The 16376-nt window shown below is 55.1% G+C and carries 19 protein-coding genes and 1 tRNA gene; 13 read left to right on the top strand and 7 right to left on the bottom strand.

Annotated features, from left to right (window positions below; genetic code table 11):
- Window positions 1–113 precede the first annotated feature (113 nt).
- The 3 genes from SPL01S_RS04130 to SPL01S_RS04120 all read left to right on the top strand — a co-directional run bounded on the left by SPL01S_RS04130 (window position 114) and on the right by SPL01S_RS04120 (window position 1988).
- Entirely contained in the window at window positions 114–323 is a 210-nt protein-coding gene (locus SPL01S_RS04130) for a hypothetical protein (protein ID WP_004943339.1), read from the top strand.
- A gap of 148 nt (window positions 324–471) precedes the next feature.
- Entirely contained in the window at window positions 472–1215 is a 744-nt protein-coding gene (locus tag SPL01S_RS04125) for a DUF3658 domain-containing protein (RefSeq protein ID WP_063197733.1), read from the top strand.
- Window positions 1216–1343: 128 nt separating this feature from the next.
- Window positions 1344–1988 carry a Qnr family pentapeptide repeat protein gene (locus tag SPL01S_RS04120; RefSeq protein ID WP_063197731.1) on the top strand — a complete coding sequence of 215 codons (645 nt, stop codon included), beginning with the start codon at window positions 1344–1346 and terminating at the stop codon, window positions 1986–1988.
- A gap of 38 nt (window positions 1989–2026) precedes the next feature.
- On the opposite strand, the gene SPL01S_RS04115 is transcribed toward SPL01S_RS04120, so the two are convergent.
- Together SPL01S_RS04115 and SPL01S_RS04110 are read right to left on the bottom strand one after the other, a co-directional pair.
- Complete coding sequence (locus SPL01S_RS04115; RefSeq protein ID WP_013812555.1) at window positions 2027–2356, bottom strand: DHCW motif cupin fold protein; 330 nt, start codon at window positions 2354–2356, stop codon at window positions 2027–2029.
- A 47-nt stretch (window positions 2357–2403) separates the two neighbouring features.
- A complete protein-coding gene (locus tag SPL01S_RS04110) occupies window positions 2404–3024 on the bottom strand; it encodes a LysE family translocator (RefSeq protein ID WP_063197889.1) in 621 nt (206 codons plus the stop codon).
- A gap of 399 nt (window positions 3025–3423) precedes the next feature.
- Between SPL01S_RS04110 and cspE the strand changes: the two genes are divergently transcribed.
- The 4 genes from cspE to budC all read left to right on the top strand — a co-directional run bounded on the left by cspE (window position 3424) and on the right by budC (window position 5703).
- On the top strand, window positions 3424–3636 hold the full coding sequence (gene cspE / locus SPL01S_RS04105) for a transcription antiterminator/RNA stability regulator CspE (RefSeq protein WP_004943356.1): 213 nt from the start codon (window positions 3424–3426) through the stop codon (window positions 3634–3636).
- Window positions 3637–3749: 113 nt separating this feature from the next.
- Window positions 3750–3828 (top strand) — tRNA-OTHER (locus tag SPL01S_RS04100).
- Between the two features lie 360 nt (window positions 3829–4188).
- Entirely contained in the window at window positions 4189–4617 is a 429-nt protein-coding gene (locus SPL01S_RS04095) for a universal stress protein (RefSeq protein WP_063197729.1), read from the top strand.
- 330 nt (window positions 4618–4947) lie between these two features.
- Window positions 4948–5703: a meso-2,3-butanediol dehydrogenase gene (gene budC, locus SPL01S_RS04090; RefSeq protein ID WP_063197727.1), complete on the top strand. Its 756-nt coding sequence runs from the start codon at window positions 4948–4950 to the stop codon at window positions 5701–5703.
- A gap of 40 nt (window positions 5704–5743) precedes the next feature.
- Here budC and SPL01S_RS04085 read toward each other — a convergent pair whose 3' ends face one another.
- Genes SPL01S_RS04085 through puuD form a run of 4 tightly spaced genes read right to left on the bottom strand, consistent with a single transcriptional unit; the run spans window position 5744 to window position 9863 of the window.
- Window positions 5744–7024, bottom strand: a complete 1281-nt coding sequence (locus SPL01S_RS04085) for an NAD(P)/FAD-dependent oxidoreductase (RefSeq protein WP_063197725.1) — start codon at window positions 7022–7024, stop codon at window positions 5744–5746.
- A gap of 11 nt (window positions 7025–7035) precedes the next feature.
- Window positions 7036–8532: an aldehyde dehydrogenase PuuC gene (gene puuC / locus SPL01S_RS04080; protein WP_062870573.1), complete on the bottom strand. Its 1497-nt coding sequence runs from the start codon at window positions 8530–8532 to the stop codon at window positions 7036–7038.
- Between the two features lie 15 nt (window positions 8533–8547).
- Window positions 8548–9105, bottom strand: coding sequence for an HTH-type transcriptional regulator PuuR (gene puuR, locus SPL01S_RS04075; RefSeq protein WP_063197723.1), 558 nt, complete (start codon window positions 9103–9105; stop codon window positions 8548–8550).
- Complete coding sequence (gene puuD / locus SPL01S_RS04070; protein WP_063197721.1) at window positions 9102–9863, bottom strand: gamma-glutamyl-gamma-aminobutyrate hydrolase; 762 nt, start codon at window positions 9861–9863, stop codon at window positions 9102–9104. Before puuD ends, puuR begins: the two co-directional genes overlap by 4 nt.
- Before the next feature lie 239 nt (window positions 9864–10102).
- On the opposite strand from puuD, the gene SPL01S_RS04065 reads away from it, so the two are divergent.
- From SPL01S_RS04065 to SPL01S_RS04045, 6 genes are all read left to right on the top strand, one after another.
- Window positions 10103–11521: a glutamine synthetase family protein gene (locus tag SPL01S_RS04065; RefSeq protein WP_062870575.1), complete on the top strand. Its 1419-nt coding sequence runs from the start codon at window positions 10103–10105 to the stop codon at window positions 11519–11521.
- Window positions 11522–11648: 127 nt separating this feature from the next.
- Window positions 11649–11834: a hypothetical protein gene (locus tag SPL01S_RS24360; protein WP_071990134.1), complete on the top strand. Its 186-nt coding sequence runs from the start codon at window positions 11649–11651 to the stop codon at window positions 11832–11834.
- Complete coding sequence (locus SPL01S_RS04060) at window positions 11824–13194, top strand: APC family permease (protein WP_063197719.1); 1371 nt, start codon at window positions 11824–11826, stop codon at window positions 13192–13194. Before SPL01S_RS24360 ends, SPL01S_RS04060 begins: the two co-directional genes overlap by 11 nt.
- 91 nt (window positions 13195–13285) lie before the next feature.
- Entirely contained in the window at window positions 13286–14179 is an 894-nt protein-coding gene (yddG, locus tag SPL01S_RS04055; RefSeq protein ID WP_063197717.1) for an aromatic amino acid DMT transporter YddG, read from the top strand.
- 72 nt (window positions 14180–14251) lie between these two features.
- Window positions 14252–14524 (top strand): hypothetical protein, encoded by a 273-nt coding sequence (locus SPL01S_RS04050; RefSeq protein WP_062870577.1) that lies wholly within the window; start codon window positions 14252–14254, stop codon window positions 14522–14524.
- Window positions 14525–14913: 389 nt separating this feature from the next.
- A complete protein-coding gene (locus SPL01S_RS04045; protein WP_041416058.1) occupies window positions 14914–15795 on the top strand; it encodes a nucleoside-specific channel-forming protein Tsx in 882 nt (293 codons plus the stop codon).
- A 53-nt stretch (window positions 15796–15848) separates the two neighbouring features.
- Here the strand turns inward: SPL01S_RS04045 and SPL01S_RS04040 are convergent, their stop codons facing one another.
- Complete coding sequence (locus SPL01S_RS04040) at window positions 15849–16028, bottom strand: hypothetical protein (RefSeq protein WP_006324851.1); 180 nt, start codon at window positions 16026–16028, stop codon at window positions 15849–15851.
- Window positions 16029–16376 lie beyond the last annotated feature (348 nt).

The raw sequence follows: 16376 nt of genomic DNA, 5'->3' as shown, positions 1-16376 counted from the left end.
GTTCGCTTTTTCACCACCCAGACGCCAGAGGGACGATACAGTGATCTGCCTCATTAGAGAAAGGGGGGAAAGACTGATAGGGTAGGGGTTGGCCCAATCACAAGGAGAGAATGATGTTAGAGCAATACTACCCGGCGACGATGAGCTCCAAACCCGTCACGGACGAGCAGCATAAAAGGCTAGTGGCCGTGCAGGCGGCGCTGGAGCTGATCAAGGCCACCTTGTCCGATACCAACGACGGCAACGGCGTGGATTTTCAACTGAAAGCTGCCGAAAAGCACATTGGCCCCATGGCGGATGCCATACAGGAAGCCTTGAAGTAAGCGCCTGCCGCCGATCATCAACCGCCCCCTCTGGGCGGTTTTTTGCTTTTTGTCCGGCAGATTCGGATTGTTTGTCATAGAGCGAAACGGGAAAAGTTGTAAAATCGACCTCAGGATTATCTTAAGAAAGAGCGTGAGGAGAGCGTTGATGAAGGATGTGCATATCGCATTGTCGGGCAGTTGTGTGCGGCTGGCTTACCCGGGAGAAGACGTACTGGATTTTCCCGACCGGCTGTCATTCGGGCCGCTGTATGCGCTCGACGACGAAGTCGCGATGCAGGCCAGAACCCGCTGGTTTCGCGATCTGTACCAATCCGTTCACGCACCTGAGTGGGACACCTCCGAAGAGAGTCAGGCGGGGATGGCGACGTTAAAAGCGCAACTTGCCGCCGTGACCGGGCAAGTGACCCTGTGGGTCGGCGATAATGCCGATGAACAACTGATGCTGCGTGCACTGCTGCCGCTGCTTGGCGAACGCCCGATCTTTGTCGTTAGCGTAACCGAACACACTGGGCGACCGAGCACCGGCTGGTGTGCGACGGAGATGCTGGAACCGCTGTGGATCAGGCGGCGTGAGCTGACGACGGCAGACAAAACGGCGCTTATCGCCGATTGGCAACGCCTGCTGGCGGAGAATGCCCCGGTACGAATCTTTGCGGAAAACGCGGTTCGCGGCCAGGCGCAGGATTTTCATGACCGTCAACTGCTTGACGCCTGCCCTGACGATTACACCCAGGGTTCGCGGGTTGTGGGCGAGGCGATGGTGAACTCACCTTATCCGGTGGGGGATACCTTTTTGAATTTCCGTCTGTACGCCTTGATTGCACAGGGTGCATTACAAGCTCAGACCGCCGGCATGAACATGAACCGCATCAAGGTCAAACAGGCATAAATTCCCTCATGCCGCATGCGGTTTTTTTTGTGCCTTACGACGGAGAAAATAGGCCAAAGCGGTTTTCCCGGCCGTACGGATCGGCTTATAATGTGTCATTGACTGTATAAATAAACAGGGTGGTTGCAATGACGTTGGCTTTGGATGGTGAAAAAATTGGCCGTAACCGGTTTACCGGCGAGAAGATTGAAAACGGCACCTTCCGCAACTGTGATTTCTCGGGTGCGGATCTGACCGGCACCGAGTTCATCGGCTGTCAGTTTTATGATCGCGAGAGCCAGCAAGGCGGCAATTTCAGCCGCGCGCTGTTGAAAGAAGCCAGCTTCAAAAACTGCGATTTATCGATGGCGGATTTCAGAAATGCCAATGCGCTGGGCATTGAAATTCTCGAGTGCCGTGCACAGGGCGCCGATTTTCGCGGTGCCAGTTTTATGAACATGATCACCACGCGTATCGGGTTCTGCAGCGCTTACATCACCAAAACCAACCTCAGCTACGCCAATTTTTCGAAAGTGGTATTGGAGAAGTGCGAGCTGTGGGAAAACCGCTGGAATGGGGCGCAGATCCTCGGCGCGACCTTTAGCGGCTCCGATCTCTCAGGCGGCGAATTTTCTTCATTCGACTGGCGTGCCGCCAACTTTACCCATTGCGACCTGACCAATTCTGAATTGGGTGAGTTGGACGTGCGCGGCGTCGATTTGCAGGGGGTAAAACTGGACAGTTATCAGGCGTTCCAGATCATGGAACGATTGGGCATCGCGATTATCGGTTAGGGCCTAAGGCTGGCAACGCCGGCAATCCAGCGCAGGCATTAATCGACGATAAACAGCCGCGCACCGCCTTGCGTTGACGAGCGGTGCGGTTCGGCGTCGTCCGCCACCTGATAGCTCATGCCCGGCAGCAGAACAAAGCGTCGGCCATCGGCCAACTCGGTATGCAATTCACCGCTCAGGCACAGAAGAATATGGCCTTTGGTACACCAGTGGTCCGCGAGGTAGTCGGCCGTGTACTCAACCATTCTGACGCGCAGGTCGCCGAACCGGCGAGTTCGCCAATAGGCCATGCCGGTAATGCCTGGGTGCTCCGTTGCGGCGATGTCTTGCCAGTCCGTGATACCGAAGGGAAGGTCGGTTATTTTCATGGTTTTTCCTGGTAAACAGTCTGATAAATTGGGTATATCGTCCATCGTCAACGCAATAACTGCCGTATTCCCAGCCCGACGATCAACGCGCCGCAAACCCGATCGATATGGGCTTTGCTGCGGCGATAGGCGCTGGCAATCGGAGCGTGCGACAGCACCAGGACGACCAGCCCGTACCAACTACCGGCAATCACCGCCACTTCCGCCAGCATGGCGACGAAGGTCGCCACTGAGACATGCGCCGGTGCCGCTGAAGAGAATACCGCCGCGTAGAAGGCGACAGATTTAGGATTGGCAATATTGGTTGCGATACCCTGCACAAAAGCGACACGTGATCCGCTTTTTTCACGGGTGCTGGCGCTTATCAAACCCGAGACAGGTTTTGCCTTGGCGAACAGGCGACAGCCAAACCAAATAAGATAGCCGGCACCGGCGATTTTGACCGCCATCGCCAGCCAGGGGAACAGGGCAAAAACCAGGCCGATGCCGAGAATCGCGCCGCTGGCCCAGAACAGATTGACCAGCACGATACCGGCTACCAGAGCAAAGGCTTCCGCCCGGCGCGCAGATACGGCTTTATGCGCTACGGCGACAAAGTTGGGGCCAGGCACCACTACGCCGACCACATACAGGGTGAAAACGGCGATTACCGCGGACATATCGATCATCATGCTGTAGCCGATCAGAAAGGAACATGTCAGCTGTTTTATAATGAATCGCGGCCATAATCCATCCCGATATCTGTGCGGAGCGGAAAATTTTTCCTCCGTCTTTATGCTGCCTTTCTCAGCGGTGAGTTTTCATCGTGTTGAACGTAATAAATTCATAGGCTGTATAAATATAATTATAAATATTCCTTGCTTAAATAATCTGACTGTGTGTAAATAGCGTCATCGGTTTGTAGTACAGACCTTATGAAAGCAGTTTTAGTAAAGCAGTTCTCAGTATTAGTGATATCCCATAGATACCTCTTCTCCCGCGAATTACCTTCTCTAGTGCCCAATAAGTTTCCAACAAAAACAGACCTCTATCGCCGTATGGCGTCTCAAAATATAAAGGAAATATCTATGTCTACTAAAATGACTGGTTTGGTAAAATGGTTTGATGCAGGTAAAGGTTTTGGTTTCATCTCTCCGGCAGACGGCAGCAAAGACGTGTTCGTACACTTCTCTGCCATTCAGAGCAATGATTTCAAAACTCTTGATGAAGGCCAGCGCGTTGAGTTCACCATCGAAAGTGGTGCAAAAGGCCCTTCAGCAGGCAACGTAGTGGTTTTATAATTTTTAGGTAATGTTTTATTTCTTGCGATAGCGATGATGGCTTAAGCCGGAGCGGATGAGAAATAAAAGCGTTGCCCGAATAAACTCCGGGTTCGCCCGGAGTATTAATGAATACGTCATTAGCTCAGCAGGAAGAGCGGCGGTGAATTTATTTACTGGCGGACTGGGGTTCGATTCCTCGATGACGTTCCAATAATTTATTATTGGCAACAGCAAAACAGATTGGCGCATAAATAATAAAGCAGCGTCTCAGTCTTTTTTTCTGTTGTGAAAAGGTTGTGCTTAGGCTGCGTAACGTTGGAGTGTTCGATGGACGCTTACGCCATAACATGACGGTCGGGAAAGTAACCGGCAAACCTTGATGACCCTGGCTAAACGCCGGGGTTTTTTTATGTTTGTCGGTCAGGATACATCCTTCCATGACAAGAACGAACGGGTCAAGGCAGGCGATAATTTCAACGCTGAACTAAACTTAAAGTGCATAAGAAATAGGCAAAAAGCCCCTTTTTGGGCGCATTTCTGTTCATAAGCGCAATGCGGAGGGCAGTCATCATGGTTTATCAACATATCGTTGTCGCAACCGATCTCAGCGAAGATGCGGAGCTTCTGCTCGGTAAAGGCGCCAGGTTGGCCGACGCGCTCAATGCCAGGCTATCCCTGATCTATATCGATATCCACCGTACCGGCTATTACGCCGAATTGGGCGTGGGTGAATACGACTACACCGACAGCACATTTACCGAGCGTGCAAAAAACATACTGAGTGCGATCCAGGCCCGGTCATCTTATCCGGTGGAAGAGGTGATTATCGGGCGCGGCGAGTTGACGGAAGAGCTGAACAGGGTGGTGAAGGAGAAGGGCATTGATTTGGTGATTTTTGGTCATCATCAGGATATCTGGAGCCGGCTGATGTCATCGGCGCGACAGGCCATCAACCACCTGCAGGTTGATCTGTTGGTGATCCCCATCGACAAGAAATAAGCTTGTTCATCGTCGCCGCTAAATGAAGCGGCGACGATTTCCTATTACTGCCGCTTATCCAATGAACGGCGGTGTAGGGACGTTATTGAACTTATAGATTACTGATAATCCCTCATTGAAATAGTCCCGCCTCTTTATTTTATTAATGTGATCAAAGCATTGGCTTAATTCTGATAATGCCTCGCCTTGCGTATTGAATTACCGAAACATACCTCTTTTTGGTTAATAAACCGCACGTTTTGACTGGCCCTTGCCCTCCATGAGTTTTATCCTCGGATCTCAGCAGGATTTGTATGATTTATAGAAATACATTCACATGGAGGAGGTTTCATGCGTTTCGACAATAAAGTGGTAGTGATCACCGGCGCAGGCAATGGGATGGGGGAAGCGGCGGCACGCCGATTTTCTGCCGAGGGCGCTGTGGTGGTGCTGGCGGACTGGGCGAAGGACGCGGTAGATACCGTTGCCGCCTCGCTGCCGAAAGGCAGGGCGCTGGCGGTACACATCGACGTTTCCGACCCGGTTGCGGTTGAAAAAATGATGAACGAGGTGGCGGCAAAACTGGGCCGCATCGACGTGTTGCTGAACAATGCCGGCGTGCACGTGGCGGGTACAGTGCTGGAAACCAGCGTGGCCGACTGGCGACGCATCGCTGGGGTGGATATCGACGGCGTAGTGTTCTGTTCCAAATTCGCCATGCCTTATCTGCTGAAAACCAAGGGCTGTATCGTTAACACCGCCTCGGTCTCCGGCCTGGGTGGCGACTGGGGCGCGGCATATTACTGCGCGGCGAAAGGGGCGGTGGTCAACCTGACGCGTGCCATGGCGCTGGATCACGGCGGTGACGGTGTGCGCGTGAACTCGGTGTGCCCGAGCCTGGTGAAAACCAATATGACCAATGGCTGGCCGCAGGAGATCCGCGACAAGTTCAACGAGCGCATTGCGTTGGGGCGTGCGGCAGAGCCGGAAGAAGTGGCGGCGGTAATGGCGTTTCTGGCCAGCGACGACGCCAGCTCTATCAACGGCGCCAACATCCCGGTTGACGGCGGCGCGACCGCATCAGACGGTCAACCGAAGATCGTTTGATCCTTGGCATAAAGGGCCCAGCATGCTGGGCCCCTCAGCATCACACCCCAATCCGATCCCGCAGCGTATAGTAGGCTGCGCCAATCGCGGTGAACGGAATTTGCAGGTTGCGGCCACCGAAGAACGGCAGGTGCGGCAGCTTGGCAAAGGCATCGAAACGCTCCGCATCGCCGCGCATCAGCTCGGCAATCAGCTTGCCCGCCAGATGGGTACAGGTCACGCCGTGACCGCTGTAGCCCTGCATGTAATACACATTATTCTCCAGCCGGCCGAATTGCGGCATGCGCGACAGCGTGAGCAGGAAGTTGCCGGTCCAGCGGTAGTCGATGCGAACGCCTTTCAACTGCGGGAAGGTTTTCAACAGTTTTGGCCGGATCAGATTATCGATATCGTCCGGATCGCGTGCGCCATACACCACGCCGCCGCCGTACAGCAGGCGGTTATCGCCGGTAATGCGGTAATAATCCAGCAGGTAGTTGCAATCTTCCACGCAGTAATTTTGCGGGATGAGCGACTGCGCCACTTCCGGCGCCAGCGGTTCGGTGGCTACTACCTGCGTGCCGCACGGCATGCTGCGTTTCGCCAACCGGGGTTCCAGCTTGTCGCCCAGATAAGCATTACCGGCCACAATCACATAGCGAGCCTTCACCTGGCCGCCGGCAGTGCTGACCAGCGCCGGTTCGCCGTGGCGAATATGGGTCACCGCCGACTGCTCGAAGATGCGCCCGCCCTGCAGGCGAATCGCCTCGGCTTCGCCGAGCGCCAGATTCAGCGGATGAATATGGCCGCCGCTGTGATCCAGCAGCGCGCCGACGTAGCGTTCGCTGTTCACTTCTTCACGGATCCGCTCTGCGTCCAGCAACTCCAGTTGGGTATTGCCGTAGCGCTCCCAATTTTGTTTCTGCTCGATCAGCGCATGATATTGCCGGTTGTTCAGCGCGGCGAAGATGCCGCCGGGGCGATAGTCGCATTCGATGGCGTATCGCTTGATACGGCTGCGAATGATCTCTGCGCCTTCGAACATCATGCTGCCGAGCATCCGGGCGCTTTCTGCGCCATAGCGTTCTTCGATGACGTCAATGTCGCGGCTGTAGGAATTCACCAACTGGCCGCCGTTACGGCCGCTGGCACCGAAGCCGATGCGGGCGGATTCCAGTACCACCACGTTGTAGCCCGCCTCTACCAGGAACAGCGCAGAAGACAGACCTGTGTAGCCACCGCCGACGATACAAACGTCGCATTCAATAGATTCATTCAGTTGCGGGTAGGGCTGATGGCTGTTGGCCGAAGCCGCATAATAGCTTTTTACGTGTTCAGTCATGATGGGGGCCCTTATTCCAGCGAAATCCAGGTGGTTTTCAGTTCGGTGAATTTATCCAGCGCGTGCAGCGATTTGTCGCGGCCATTGCCGCTTTGCTTGTAGCCGCCGAACGGCACGGTCATGTCTCCGTCGTTGTAGTTATTGACGAAAACCGAACCGGCTTTTAACTGGCGAGCCATGCGGTGGGCACGGGATAGGTCGCGTGTCCAGACGGCGGCACCCAGGCCGTATTCGCTGTCGTTGGCTAATTGCAATGCCTGCTGTTCGCCGTTAAAGGACGTCACCGCCAGTACCGGGCCGAAAATCTCATCGCGCGCCACGCTCATGGCGTTATCCACCTGGGTGAGAATGGTTGGGCCGAGATAACCGGCATGGCCGCTGCGCGGGTGCTCGCGACCGTCAAGGAACAGCGCTGCGCCCTGGCTCAACCCTTGTTCGATATAACCCGCCACTTTTTCACAGTGGGCCTGATCGATCAGCGTGCCCATCACCGTGGTCGGATCGAGCGGATCGCCCGGCACAAAGGCTGCCGCATGCTTGCGCAAGGCTTGCAAGAATTCCTGCTGAATGCTCTCTTCCACCAGCAGCCGGGTACCGGCGATACACACTTGCCCCTGATTGTAGAAGATACCCGCCGCCGCGCCCTGTGCCGCTTTATCCAGATCCGGACAGTCGGCAAAAATGATATTGGCGCTTTTGCCGCCGGCTTCCAGCCACACCCGTTTCATATTGGATTGCCCGGCGTAGATCATCAGCTGTTTGGCGACCTGGGTTGAACCGGTGAAGGTGAGCGCGTCGACGTCGTTATGCAGCGCCAGCGCCTTGCCCGCATCCTGGCCGTAACCGGGGATGATGTTCAGCACGCCGTCCGGCAACCCGGCCTGTTTCGCCAGTTTGCCCAGATAGATCGCGCTCAGCGGGGATTTCTCCGAAGGTTTGAGGATCACGCTGTTGCCGGTGGCCAGCGCCGGGCCGAGTTTCCAACAGGCCAGCAGCAGCGGGAAGTTCCAGGGTACGATAGCGCCAACCACGCCGATCGGCTCGCGTTCGATCAACGCCAGTGCGTCGCCGCCGGTAGGGGCGATTTCGCCGTAGACCTTATCGACAGCTTCGGCGTACCAGCGCAGACAGCGGATAGCGCCGGGCACGTCGTCGCGCAGGCTGTGGAGGATCGGCTTGCCGGTATCCAGCGTTTCCAGCAGCGCCAGCTCCTCGTGGTGCTGCTCCATCAATGCCGCCAGTTGCAGCAGGGTCGCCTTGCGTTGCGCCGGTGCGGCCCGTGACCAGTCGCCGCGCTCAAACACCTCGCGCGCCGCACTGACCGCCAGATCGATATCGGCGCTGCTCCCCCGCGCCACCTGCGTCAATTCGCGCTGCGCGGCAGGATCCTCCAGGGTAAAGGTTTCGCCTTCAGCGGCCTGTTGATAACGGCCATTAATAAACAGTCGGTTCTCAATGTTCAGGGCTTGCGCCCGGTGTTGCCAATACTGCAGGTGATGGAAGTCCATGCCTTGCTCCGTTGATCAGAATGTCGTCGGGGTATGGGCGCTGATAATCCGGCAAATCCGCGCCGACGTGTTGCTGAAACTGTGGGGAATGCCGGTGTTGATGGCGTAGCTCTGGCCGGCCAACAGGTGATAGTTCTGCCCGTTAACCTGCAACAGCACTTCGCCTTCCAGCAGGGTGCCTATCTCTTCCCCCTGATGTTTGATGCGTTCGCCGGTAGTGGTGCCCGGCTCGTAGGTTTCGATCATCATCGCCAGCGTGCGGTTGGGGTCGCCGTTGTGGATCAGCTTCATCGACACCCCCTGGCTGCCAATCTCGATCAGGTCTTCATGATCGATGACAATCCGCGGCTCATCCGGTTTTTCCGGCTCGGCGAAAAACGCCGATAGCGACAATCCATACACCGTCAGCAGTTTTTGCAGCGTGCTGATGGCCGGGCTGACTTTGTCCTGTTCGATAGTGCTGATGGCGCTGTGGGTTAATCCAGACAGTTCGGCGGCGCGGCGCTGTGACAACCCTAATTGTTGGCGGATCTGCGACAGACGTTTCCCCGGTGCCAAGCTGACATCGCTCATAGGCATTTTTCCTTTTGGTAGTGCCGGCACGCGGTAATGAAGCCTTCAAACAACAGGCGCGACAGGGCGTACTCCTCACTGTTCCATTCCGGGTGCCATTGCACGCCCAGCGCGAAGGGCTGGTCACGCAGGCTGATCGCCTCCACCAGCCCATCGGCGGCGTGGGCCTCGATGCGGACGTTGGGGCCGAGGGTTTTTGAGCCTTGTCCATGCAGTGAGTTGACCCAGAATCTGTTGCAATCCGGTATCAGTTGCGAAAGCAGCCCGCCATCCTGAACGATGACTTCGTGGGCGGGGGCGTATTGTTGATCCAGCGGCAGTTCGTGATCTTCACGGTGTTCGAGCAGTTCGGGCAGCTCAAACAAACGACGATGCAAGGTGCCTTGGGTGGCAACCACCATTTCCTGCATGCCGCGGCAAATGGCGAAAAGGGGAATGTGCCTGTCGAGCGCATGGCGGATCAGCGCCAGGCTCAATTCATCTCGCCCGGGATCGGCGTCAGGCTCATCGCCGTTTTCACCATAAAGGTGCGGCTGCACGTTACTGGGGCTGCCGGGCAGCAAAATGCCATCGAGGTGCGGCAGCAATTCCTCCAGCAGTGTGGGCTCCGCCAGCGCGTGCGGCAGGGCGATCGGCAATCCTCCGGCGGTGATGACTGCATTCAGGTACTTTTCTTGCAAGGTCTGAGTGAGATGCTCGTTTAACCTATACCTGCACATCACTACGCCGACCATTGGTCTGTTAAATATATTGCCCATGCTATCCCCTTGGGTTGTTCGAAATTATGAACGATAAACTTCATTAGTGCCGTTTTCGTTCAATATTTTATAAATCTAGCAGTCAAATGGGCAATATTCAAACTCAAATTAACACTTGCAAAACAATTTTGTTGCAACTATGTTTCATTGGTGGGCATTATATTGAACGCGATGGTCAAAAAACATCGACGGCAATAAGTGTGAGAACCACTGACAAAAACATAAATGGCGGGTGAATCATGCAGACCAACATAGTAGAAGTGGAAAACTTTGTTCAGCACAACGAAGAAAGGCGAAGTAGCGCGTTCCAGCGTGAAGTGAAGAAGTACCTGGAACGTTATCCATTGACTCAGCACGTTGACGTTCTGCTGACCGATCTCAACGGCAGCTTCCGCGGCAAACGCATACCTGTCGGTGGCCTGAGCAAGCTGGAGAAGGGCTGTTACTTCCCGGCGTCGGTGTTCGCGATGGATATTCTCGGTAACGTAGTAGAAGAAGCCGGGCTGGGGCAGGAACTGGGTGAGCCGGATCATATCTGTGTCCCGGTGCCGGGCACGCTGATGCCGTCGGCGGCGGATCCGCAATATATCGGCCAGGTACTGCTCACCATGCTGGATGAAGATGGTACTCCCTTTGACGTTGAACCGCGTAATGTGCTGAACCGAGTGTGGCAGCGTTTGCGTCAGCGCGGGCTTTCCCCCGTAGTAGCGGTAGAGTTGGAGTTCTATCTCATCGATCGCCAGCGCGACTCAGAAGGCTATCTTCAGCCGCCCTGTGCGCCGGGCACTCAAGAGCGCAATACCCAGAGCCAGGTGTATTCCGTCGACAACCTTAATCACTTCGCCGACGTGCTGAGCGACATCGACGAACTGGCGCGTTTGCAAGGCATCCCGGCGGACGGCGCGGTGGCGGAAGCCTCACCCGGCCAGTTTGAGGTAAATCTGCATCATACCGACAACGTTCTGCAGGCCTGCGACCATGCGCTGGCTTTAAAGCGCCTGATCCGCATGGTGGCGGAAAACCACAACATGCACGCCACCTTTATGGCCAAGCCGTATGAAGAACACGCCGGCAGCGGCATGCATGTGCATATCAGCATGCTCGACAAGCAGGGCAACAACGTATTAGCCGATGACGACGGCGAAGATTCCGCGCTGCTGAAGCAGGCGCTGGCGGGGATGATCACCCTGATGCCTTCTTCTATTGCGCTGCTGGCACCCAACGTTAACGCCTATCGCCGCTTCCAGCCGGGCATGTACGTACCGACCCAGGCTTCCTGGGGCCATAACAACCGCACCGTGGCGCTGCGCATCCCCTGTGGCGATCGCGACAATCACCGCGTGGAGTACCGCGTGGCCGGCGCCGATGCCAACCCTTATCTGGTGATGGCGACCATTCTGGCGGGGATTGTTTACGGGCTGGAAACGCCGTTGCCGCTGCAAGAGCCGGTGACCGGCAACGGATTGGAGCAGGAAGGACTGGCGTTCCCCATCCGCCAGAGCGATGCGCTGTACGAATTCGAGCATCAGCCGGTGCTGAATGCGCTGCTCGGCGAAAGGTTCAGCCATGTTTATCTGGCCTGTAAAACGGATGAGATGGTGCAGTTCGAGCGCCTGATCACCGAAACCGAAATCGAGTGGATGCTGAAAAACGCCTGACCCCGCTCCCGAACTTACCGCGCGCGTCTGGCGCATTCCGCCGGCTATCCTGTGGCCTGCGAAGCTGCGCGCCGCGGTACAGCATTTCTTCCATCTGGGCGTACAGGACGCCGGCGAGGAAATAATCATGACAGCCATTACCCTTCCGTCAGTCAGCGCGGACGCCTGTCCGTGCCGCAGTGAATACGGGCCATCCGCAGGCCTTAGCTATCGCTTTTCCCACCGCCCGAGCAGCAGTTTCCCCGCGGCCTCTCTGAATGACGTTAAACGGTTACCGGCAGAGGACAACGAGGGGAAGCGCTATGACGATTAATGCCACTGACTGTAACCCGGCGGCCAAGCCGCAGCTGCGCAAGACCCTTAAACTGTGGCAAGTGGTGATGATGGGCCTGGCGTATCTGACGCCGATGACGGTGTTCGATACCTTCGGCATCGTGTCCGGCGTCACCGACGGCCATGTGCCTTCCGCCTACCTGTTTGCGCTGGCCGGGGTGCTGTTTACCGCCATCAGCTACGGTAAGCTGGTTCGCCAGTTTCCGACCGCCGGCTCTGCTTACACCTACGCGCAGAAAGCGATCAACCCGCACGTCGGTTTTCTGGTCGGCTGGTCCTCGCTGTTGGATTACCTGTTCCTGCCGATGATCAACACGCTGTTGGCGAAGATTTACCTGACCGCGCTGTTCCCCGAAGTCCCTCCCTGGATTTGGGTGGTGGGATTTGTGATTATCATGACGGCGATTAACCTGAAGAGCGTCAATCTGGTGGCCAACTTCAATACGTTGTTCGTACTGGCCCAGGTGGCGATTATTCTGGTGTTTATCTACCTGGTGGTGCACGGCCTGCGCAACGGCGAAGGGGTAGGAAAGGTATGGAGTTTGCAGCCGTTCATCAGCGAGAATGCGCATTTGTTGCCGATTATCACCGGCGCCACCATTCTGTGCTTCTCATTCCTCGGGTTTGATGCGGTCACCACCCTGTGTGAAGAAACGCCCAATGCCGCCAAGGTGATCCCGCGCGCCATTCTCCTGACCGCGCTGTACGGTGGAGTGATCTTTATCAGCGTATCGTTCTTTATCCAGCTGTTTTTCCCTTCCATTCAGCGTTTTCACCAGCCGGATGCGGCGCTGCCGGAAATCGCGCTGTACGTGGGCGGCAAGCTGTTTCAGGCCATCTTCCTGTGCACCACCTTCATCAACACGCTGGCCTCCGGCCTGGCCTCGCACGCCAGCGTTTCGCGGCTGCTTTATGTGATGGGGCGCGATAACGTGTTCCCGGAAAAATTCTTCGGCTATATCCACCCGAAATGGCGCACGCCGGCATTGAACGTGCTGATGGTCGGGCTGGTGGCGCTGTCCGCGCTGTCTTTTGATCTGGTCACCGCCACGGCGCTGATCAATTTCGGCGCGTTGGTGGCCTTCACCTTCGTTAATCTGTCGGTTATCAGCCATTTCTTTATTCGCGAGGGGCGCAACAAAAGCTGGAAGGACCGTTTCAACTACCTGATCCTGCCGCTGATTGGCGCGCTGACGGTGGCGGTGCTGTGGTTGAACCTGGAAAAAAGTTCGCTGACCATGGGGCTGATCTGGGCGGCGCTGGGCTTTGCGTATCTGGTGTACCTCACCCGGCGTTTTCGCCAACCACCGCCGCAGTTTGAGCGGCAGCCGCAGCAATAACGAAATCAGGCGGGTTTTCCCGCCTTTCTTTTTCTGCCGCCCGGCAGTAGAGTGAAAATCCCGATAAAAAATAACCTATTGGATCGTCTTCATGTTTTCTTTATCCGCCCAGCATAAAGCCACGTTGTTCGGTTTATTGGCGATCCTGCTGTGGAGCAGCGTCGTTGGTCTGATCCGCAGCGTCAGCGAAGGGCTGGGGCCGATTGGCGGTGCGGCGATGATCTACAGCGTCAGCGCAGCGTTTTTGCTGCTGGTGCTGCGTTTGCCGAATTTGCGCCATTTTCCCCGTCTTTATCTGATCCTCGGCAGCCTGCTGTTTGTCAGCTATGAGATCTGCCTGTCGCTGTCGCTGGGGTATGCCAATACCCGGTTGCAGGCGATAGAAGTGGGGATGATCAACTATCTCTGGCCCTGTTTTACCGTGCTGATGGCGCTGGTGTTTAACGGGCAAAAAGCCAAATGGTGGCTGTTGCCCGGCTTGCTGTTGTCGCTGTTCGGCATTGGCTGGATCATGAGCGGCGAGGGCGGATGGTCGCCGGCGCAGATGCTGGAGAATGTGCGCAGTAACCCGCTGAGTTATTCGCTGGCTTTCAGCGGCGCAGTGATTTGGGCGCTGTATTGCAACCTGACCAAAAAAATTGCGCAGGGCAGCAACGGCGTGGTGCTGTTTATTACGCTGACTGCCGTGGCGCTGTGGCTGAAATATGCCTTCAGCACCGAAAGCGGCATGCAGTTCACCTGGCCGGTGACCCTGACGTTGCTGTGTGCCGGCGCGGCGATGGGTGCCGGTTACGCGGCGTGGAACGTCGGCATTTTGCACGGCAACATGACATTGCTGGCGACGGTATCCTATTTTACGCCGGTGCTGTCGGCAGTATTTGCCGCGCTGGTGCTCGATACTTCGCTGACGGTCAGTTTCTGGCAGGGCGTAGTGATGGTCACGCTCGGCTCGCTGATCTGCTGGCAGGCAACCCGAGGAAAGTAACGGAAATTTTCAGTCGACCCTGGGATAGTGGGCTAGAATTTAACTATCGATTGTGCCTGAAGGAACATAAAAATGAGAGACGATATCCAATTCATTCAGCAGCCAGTGATTGACGATGAAAACTATATGCGCGGTGATACTGTACGTCTGACCACCGCTAATTTGCGTCATGAATACCAGCTTGATGTCAGCATTCTGCGCCGGGAAGGCAAGTTGATTTTCGGCTCCGTGGTTGCCGCTGCGCCGAAGGTGGACATTCCCCCTAAAGAGTGGGAGGTGGCTCCGGGGCAGGAAGTGGTTTTCCGCCAGGAAAATATTGCCAAAGCGGTGCCGGGCGTGCGTTGAGTTTTCCACGGCCATCAGACCCATTTTCCACTCATCTCTTTTCTTCAGCCGGCCGTTTTTGAGCCGGCTTTTTTTTGCCTGAAAATGCCATCCGCACTCATTTTTGATGTCGCGCATAATTGGCACAAAAACTGCTTTATAAATCACCGAGCATGACAAAAATCACATCGATCGTGAATTTGCATGAAACATAATTTGACAAATGTGAACGCAATCGATTACCTATTCGCGAAATGCATAACTGGATCACAGATTATTACACTCAGTGATTTCTATAATGCGCGCGTCGCCCGAGAAGTTTGTCAGCGGGGCAACGCCAGGTGTCGTCAGACTCATTGTCATCTTTTCTAACGGGCAGGAAATGGCCCTTTAAGCATGTGGTAATAAAAATGAAAAAAATAGCTCTAGCAGCAGGTGTATTGCTCGCCGCGTCTTACAGTGCATCATCAATGGCTGATAGCAAAGACAGCGAATTCGTCTCGGATTGGTGGCACCAGAGCGTTAACGTGGTGGGGAGCTACCATACCCGTTTCGGACCTCAGTTGAACAACGATGTGTATCTTGAGTATGAAGCCTTCGCCAAAAAAGATTGGTTCGATTTCTATGGCTACGTCGACGTGCCTAAATTCTTCGGTGTCGGCAACACGCCGGATCGCGGGATTTGGGACAAGGGCTCACCGATGTTTATGGAGATCGAGCCGCGCTTCTCCATCGACAAGTTGACCGGTACCAATCTGGGCTTTGGCCCGTTCAAAGAATGGTACTTCGCCAACAACTACATCTATGATTTGGGCCACAACGCCGATGGCCGTCAGAATACCTGGTACATGGGCCTGGGTACGGACATCGATACCGGCCTGCCGATGAGCCTGTCGATGAACATCTATGCCAAATACCAATGGGAAAACTACCAGGCTGCCAATGAGAACAGCTGGGACGGTTACCGTTTCAAGGTGAAATATTTTGTGCCGTTGACCCAGCTGTGGGGCGGTAACCTGAGCTACATCGGTTTCACCAACTTTGACTTCGGTTCCGATCTGGGCAAAGACAGCAACTGGACCGACGGTACAGGCAAGCAGGTTCGCACCAGCAACTCGATCGCTTCCAGCCACATTCTGGCGCTGAACTACGATCACTGGCACTACTCGTTCGTGGCCCGTTACTTCCATAACGGCGGCCAGTGGCAGGACGGCGCGGAGATCGGTACGCCGCAGGGCCCAATTAAATCTACAGGCTGGGGTTACTACCTCGTGGCCGGTTATAACTTCTGATTTTCCGTGGTATCAGAAACAGAAAACCCCGCGTTGCGGGGTTTTTTTTGTCATCACTGAGCTTGTTCACCGGGTAAATGTCTCACCGGCATAAATAATCGTCCTTTGATTACATGGCATTCATTATCAATCCAATGGATGATTTGTTCACGGCTCACGCCTTCGGATTGCGCGTAGCGGTGAAGATCGCCATTAAAGTGCTGAGTGATGTATTCCATGAGTGTCATTTGCATGTCTTTTGCTCCTGAACGCCCACCCGTTGCCAACTGGCCACCGCGGGAGGTTAAGGTTTCTCAGACGCTGAATTTAAAGTATTGGCTACCAAATCTCAACATAAAGCACCGGGTTGGTGCGACAGGCGTCAAATTTAGCAGAAAAAAGAATCCCGCACGGAGAGGCGGGAAGCATTCAGTTTATCATTCTGGACGATAAAATAAGATTTGAGGTGCGACGAAAAAGAGCAGACTAACTCTTTTTGTTACCTTTCCAAAGTACTGGAAGACTTATTTTGCCGCAAGAAAAATCTTGTCACCAAATTCGGTTTTTTCGAATAGTTTTGCGCAGGAATAATCTTTCATCAC

Source organism: Serratia plymuthica NBRC 102599, from assembly GCF_001590925.1.
Lineage (GTDB): Bacteria > Pseudomonadota > Gammaproteobacteria > Enterobacterales > Enterobacteriaceae > Serratia > Serratia plymuthica.
This window is presented reverse-complemented; position numbering and strand designations above follow the sequence as displayed.